We start from the raw sequence: 5,640 nt of genomic DNA, 5'->3' as shown, positions 1-5,640 counted from the left end.
CTCCTCGTCGAGCTGCACGACGTTCTCGTGCGCGAGCTTCTCGAGCGCGAGCTGCACCATGCTCACCGCGCCGTTGACGATCTGGTGGCGCGCCGCGACGACGGCGGAGGCCTGCTGGCGCCGGAGCATCGCCTCGGCGATCTCGGGGGCGTAGGCGAGGTGGCTGATGCGCGCCTCGAGGATCTTGATGCCCGCCCGGGCCAGGCGCTCCTCGAGCTCCTTCTCCAGCTGGTCGTTCACGAGCTCCGTCCCCGCGCGAAGCGTCAGCGTGTCCTCGTCGTGGTTCTCGAAGGTGTCGTAGGGGTAGCGCCCTGCGAGGTGCCGCACCGCCGCCTCGCTCTGCACCACGACGTAGTGCTCGTAGTCGTCGACGTCGAACGAAGCGCGGAAGGTGTTCTCCACCTGCCACACGACGACCGCCGCGATCTGGATCGGATTCCCGGCCTTGTCGTTGACCTTGAGCTTCTCTCCGTTGAGGTTGCGGGCGCGCAGCGAGACCTTCTTCTTCACGAGGAAGGGGTTCGCCCAGAAGAAGCCGTTCTCCTTGACCGTGCCGACGTATTTGCCGAACAGGACCAGCACCTTCGACTCGTTCGGGTTCACGATGAAAAGGCCGATCGCGGTCAGGATCGTCACCACGACCATGACCGCCGCGGCGATCAGGAAGGGCACGTTCGGGCGTGGTCCGCGGACTCCCTGCACGAAGCACCAGATCGTCGCCGCGAGGAGCGCGACGGTGATCAGGACGAAGAGGTAGCCGCTCCAAGCCTTGGTGGTTTTTTCCTGCGTCATCGGACGCTCCTTTCCTCGGGCCCTGCCGAGTGACATCGAAGTGATATCACCGCGATAGCGCTCCGGCAAGGTTTTCCTCGAATTTCTTGTCAGCCGTACATTTGTACGGTATGTTCTCCGTGACCGCAGGCACGGAGGTTTTCATGGGCAAGACACCCCCCGGCGAGACCCGGGACAAGGTCTTCCGCTTCGTTCGCGAGCGGTTGCACGAGGGACGTCCCCCGACCATCCGCGAGGTCCAGGAGGCGTTCGGCTTCCGCTCCCCGATGACCGCGCGCGAGCACCTCGAGGGGCTCGTCGCCGAGGGGAAGCTCGCGAAGGCCGCCGGGCTCGCCCGCGGTTATCGCCTTCCGGAAGGGGAGGCGGGGATTCCCCGGATGATCCCGCTCCTCGGTCGCGTCCCCGCCGGTCCCCTCGACGCCGCGATCGAGGACCTCGAGGGGTACGTCCCCGTCGAGGCGCGCCGCGCCGCGGGGGAGCTCTTCGGCCTGCGCGTGCGCGGGGACAGCATGAGCGGCATCGGGATCCTCGCCGGCGACATCGTCGTCGTGCGCCGGCAGGAGCGCGCCGAGGCCGGCGACGTCGTCGTCGCCCTCGTCGGCGACGAGGCGACGGTCAAGCGGTGGCGCGTCCGCCGCGGTCGCGTGGAGCTCCACGCCGAAAACCCCAGGTACGAACCGATCGTCCCGGACCCTCGGGAGCTGCGGGTGCTCGGGAAGGTCGTCGAGGTCAGGAGATACCTGTGAAGGCCAATTGGGGACAGCAACCGAATTTCCAACCCGAGAAGGCTCCGCTTCGGGAGGAGCCTCGGAATTCGGTTGCTGTCCCCAGTTTCGCTCCGTGGTCGCTTCCTTCCCTCGAAGGTCGCCTCGTCGAGATCTCCGGCGACGTCGCGGGGGCGCCGCTGACCCTCGTCTTCCGTCTCGTGCTCGAGGCGCAGCGGCGCGGGGAGCCCGCGGCGTGGGTCGGGAGACGCGACAGCATCTTCTATCCCCCCGACGTGGCGGAGGCAGGGATCGACCTCGCGGCGTTTCCCGTCGTGTGGACCCCCGACGCGATCCGCGCGGCGGAGGCGGCGGACCTGCTCCTGCGCTCCGGGGCGTTCGGCCTCGTCGTCGTCGACTTCGGCGCCGCGTCGCGTCTCCCGATGCACGCGCCGAATCGCCTCGCCGCCCTCGCGCAGAAACACACCGCGGTCGTCGCCTGTCTCACCGAGAAGGATGCCGAGCGCCCGTCGCTCGGCGCCCTCGTCTCCGTGCGCGCGCACGCCGCCCGCGAAGAACGCCTCGACGATCGTTTCCGCTGCGCCCTGCGCTTCGTCAAGGACAAGCGTCGCGCCCCCGGGGCGCGTCACGTGGAGATCTTCCGTGGACCGGACGGCCTGCATTGACCTTCCCGCCTTCCCGCTGCAGCTGCTGCTGCGGCGGGAGCCGGAATGGCGGCAGCACCCCGCGGCCGTCGTCGCGGAGGATCGCCCCCAGGGAAAGATCCTCTGGGTCAACGAGAAGGCGCGCGTGGGCGGGGTGCTTCCGGGGATGCGTTACGCCGCGGCGCAGGCGCTGTTTCCCGCCCTTCGCGCGGGGGTCGTTCCCCCTTCGGAGATCGACGCCGCCGTCGCCGAAGGGTGCGAGCGCCTCCGCCAGTTCACGCCGTTCGTCGAGCCGGCGGAGGGGGAGCCCGGCGTCTTCTGGCTCGACGCGCGCGGGCTGATCCCGCTCTGGGGATCGCTCGACGCGTGGGCGGCCCAGGTGCACACCGACGCCGTGCGCGCGGGGTTCGTGGCGAGCCTCGTCGTCGGCTTCTCGCGTTTCGGTGCCTACGCGATCGCCCGCTCGCGGCGCGGGATCCTCGTCCTGAACGACGCGCGGGCCGAGCGCGACGGCGCGCGCGCGGTGCGCCTCGACCGCCTGGCGCTCCCGCCGACGGCGCGCGATTCCCTGGCGAAGCTCGGAGTGCGCACGGTCGGGGAGTTCGTCGATCTCCCGCTCGAGGGGGTGGGGACGCGGTTCGGCGCCGAGGTGCATCGGATGCACCGCTTCGCCTCGGGCTCGCTCGCCGTCCCGCTTCAGCCCGACCGGCCGGCGGAGCCCGAGCAGGTGCGGGTGATCCTCGATCATCCGGAATTCCAGGCGGGGAGCATCGAGGCGATCGTCGCGGAGAAACTCGACCCGATGTTGACCGCGATCGGAAAGAAGGGGCGCGCGCTCGGGGAGCTGCAGCTGGTGCTGCGGTTCGAGCGCCTGGGAGATCACGTCGAGTCGCTCAAGCCCGCGGCTCCGACCCTCGACCCGAAGCTCGTGATGGAGCTCGTGCGCCTGCGCCTGCAGGCGGTGCGCACCCTTCCCGACGGGGTGATGGAGGTGATCCTCGTCGCGCGCGAGACCGACCCGACCCCGCGGCAGGAGCGCCTGTTCGCCGTGCGCGGCCGTCGCGACCTCGCCGCCGCGAGCCGCGCGCTCGCCCGCGTGCGGGCGAAGCTGGGGGACGACGCCGTCGTGCGCGCCGTCCCGAAGGACGCGCACCTTCCCGAGGCGAAGGTCGCGTGGGAGCCGGTGACGGATCTCGTCGAGGCGAACCCGCGCCCGGTGGACGAGCCGCACCTGGTGCGTCGCTTCCACCCGAACCCCGTCCCGCTCCCGCCGCGCGAGCGTCACGAGCCCGACGGCTGGATGCTGCGCGGCCTCGAGCAGGGGCCGGTGATGCGCGTCCTCGGCCCCTACGTCGTCTCGGGGGATTGGTGGAGCAACCCCGTGCACCGCGACTACCACTTCGCGGAGACGAAGAAGGGGGAGCTGCTCTGGGTCTATTTCGACCGGGAAGCGCGCCGCTGGTTCCTCCAGGGGCGCGTGGAATGAAAAAGGGGTCAGGCCCCTTTTTGTTATCGAACCTATGTCCCGTTACACGCCGCTCTGGACGAAGTCGTGTTTCTCCTTCCTCGAAGGGGCCTCCCACCCCGAGGAGCTGATCGAGACCTGCGTCCACCACGGGATCGAGGCGATCGCCGTCACCGACCGCGACGGCGTCGGCGGGATCGTCGAGGCGCACGCGAAGGCGCGCGAGGTCGGGGTCAAGCTCGTCATCGGCTCCGAGGTCACCCTCGACGACGGCTCGACGCTCGTCCTCCTCGCGCAGGACCGCAAGGGGTACGGGAACCTGTGTTCCCTCGTCACCCTCGGCCGCCGCCGCTCCGAGAAGGGGTCGAGCCAGGTCCGATGGCGCGAGGTCTACGAGCACGCCGAAGGAGCGATCGCCCTCTGGGGGGGCGACCGGTCGCTCCTCGTCGGGGAGCCCGACCCCTTCTTCGTCGCGCACGGGCTGAAGGAGGCGTTCGGCGACCGCCTCTACGCGATGGTCGCCCGCCACCGCCGCGCGGAAGAGGTGAAGCAGGAAGCGAGGCTGCGCGCGCGCGCCGAGAAGTGGAAGCTCCCCGTCGCCGCGGCGCACGAGGTCCTCTACCACAAGCCCGCGCGGCGCGACCTGCAGGACGTCGTCACCGCGATCCGGCACCGCGTGAAGCTCTCGGAAGCCGGGCGCAGGCTCAAGCCCAACCACGAGCACGCGCTCAAGCCGCCGCACGCCTTCGCGAAGCTCTTCGAGGACGATCACGCCGCCGTCGCGCGCACGATCGAGATCGCCTCCCGCTGCACCTTCTCGCTGGCGCAGATCCGTTACCGCTACCCGTCGGAGAAACTCCCGAGCGGGAAGACGACCTCCCAGTGGCTGCGCGAGCTGACGTACGACGGGGCGCGGGAGCGGTTCCCGCAGGGCGTCCCAGCGGCCGCGCGCGAGCAGATCGACAAGGAGCTCGCGCTGATCGACGAGCTCGACTACGGCGGGTATTTCCTCACGATGTGGGAGATCGTCCGGTTCTGCCGCGCGCACGGGATCCTCTGTCAGGGGCGCGGCTCGGCGGCGAACTCGACGGTCTGTTACGCCCTCGGGATCACCGCGGTCGATCCGGTCGCGCTCGGGCTTCTGTTCGAACGGTTCCTCTCGCGCGAGCGGGCGGAGCCGCCGGACATCGACCTCGACATCGAACACGAGCGGCGCGAGGAGGTGATCCAGCACGTGTACGCGAAGTACGGTCGCTCCCACGCCGCCATGGTCGCGAACCTGATCCGTTACCGCCCGCGCTCGGCGGTGCGCGACGTGGGGAAGGCGCTGGGGCTCGCGGAGACGACGCTCGACCGGTTGTCGAAGCTCCTCCCGATGTACGGCGACGTCGACGCGCGCGCCTTCGAGCAGGCGGGGCTCGACCCCGAGACCCCGCAGGTGCGCTCGGTGATCCGCCTCGCGCAGGAGGTCCTCGACTTCCCGCGGCACCTGTCGATCCACCCGGGCGGGTTCCTCCTCGGCCACGAGCCGGTGCACACGCTGGTGCCGATCGAAAACGCCACGATGCCCGATCGCACCGTGATCCAGTGGGACAAGGACATGGTCGAGGAGCTGGGCCTGTTCAAGGTCGACCTGCTGGGGCTCGGCGCCCTGCACCAGCTCCACAAGGCCTTCGACCTCCTGCGCGAACACAAGGACCTCGACCTCGACCTCGCGACGCTTCCCAAGGAGGACCCGGCGACCTACGACATGATCTGCAAGGCCGACACGATCGGCGTCTTCCAGATCGAAAGCCGCGCGCAGATGGCGATGCTCCCGCGCCTCAAGCCGCGCAACTACTACGACCTCGTGATCGAGGTCTCGATCGTCCGCCCCGGGCCGATCACCGGCGGGATGGTTCATCCCTACCTGAGGCGGCGGAACGGGGAGGAGGAGGTCGTCTACCCGCACCCTTCGCTCGAGCCGGTCCTGAAGAAGACCCTCGGCGTCCCCCTCTTCCAGGAGCAGGTGATC

The 5,640-nt window shown here is 69.9% G+C and carries 5 protein-coding genes; 4 read left to right on the top strand and 1 reads right to left on the bottom strand.

What is annotated here, in order from left to right; all coding sequences use genetic code 11:
- A partial coding sequence (locus tag VF139_01465; protein HEX6850044.1) for an SPFH domain-containing protein occupies positions 1 to 792 on the bottom strand: 792 nt, incomplete at its 3' end.
- Positions 793 to 935: 143 nt separating this feature from the next.
- Between VF139_01465 and lexA the strand changes: the two genes are divergently transcribed.
- From lexA to dnaE, 4 genes are all read left to right on the top strand, one after another.
- A complete protein-coding gene (lexA, locus tag VF139_01460; GenBank protein ID HEX6850043.1) occupies positions 936 to 1,538 on the top strand; it encodes a transcriptional repressor LexA in 603 nt (200 codons plus the stop codon).
- Positions 1,535 to 2,182, top strand: a complete 648-nt coding sequence (locus VF139_01455) for a hypothetical protein (GenBank protein ID HEX6850042.1) — start codon at positions 1,535 to 1,537, stop codon at positions 2,180 to 2,182. Before lexA ends, VF139_01455 begins: the two co-directional genes overlap by 4 nt.
- Positions 2,160 to 3,647, top strand: a complete 1,488-nt coding sequence (locus VF139_01450) for a DNA polymerase Y family protein (protein HEX6850041.1) — start codon at positions 2,160 to 2,162, stop codon at positions 3,645 to 3,647. The genes VF139_01455 and VF139_01450 overlap by 23 nt, the downstream gene beginning before the upstream one ends.
- A 34-nt stretch (positions 3,648 to 3,681) precedes the next feature.
- Positions 3,682 to 5,640 (top strand): DNA polymerase III subunit alpha (gene dnaE, locus VF139_01445; GenBank protein ID HEX6850040.1); only part of this gene is annotated, 1,959 nt, incomplete at its 3' end.

This window comes from Candidatus Polarisedimenticolaceae bacterium, assembly GCA_036376135.1.
GTDB lineage: Bacteria > Acidobacteriota > Polarisedimenticolia > Polarisedimenticolales > DASRJG01 > DASVAW01.
This window is presented reverse-complemented; position numbering and strand designations above follow the sequence as displayed.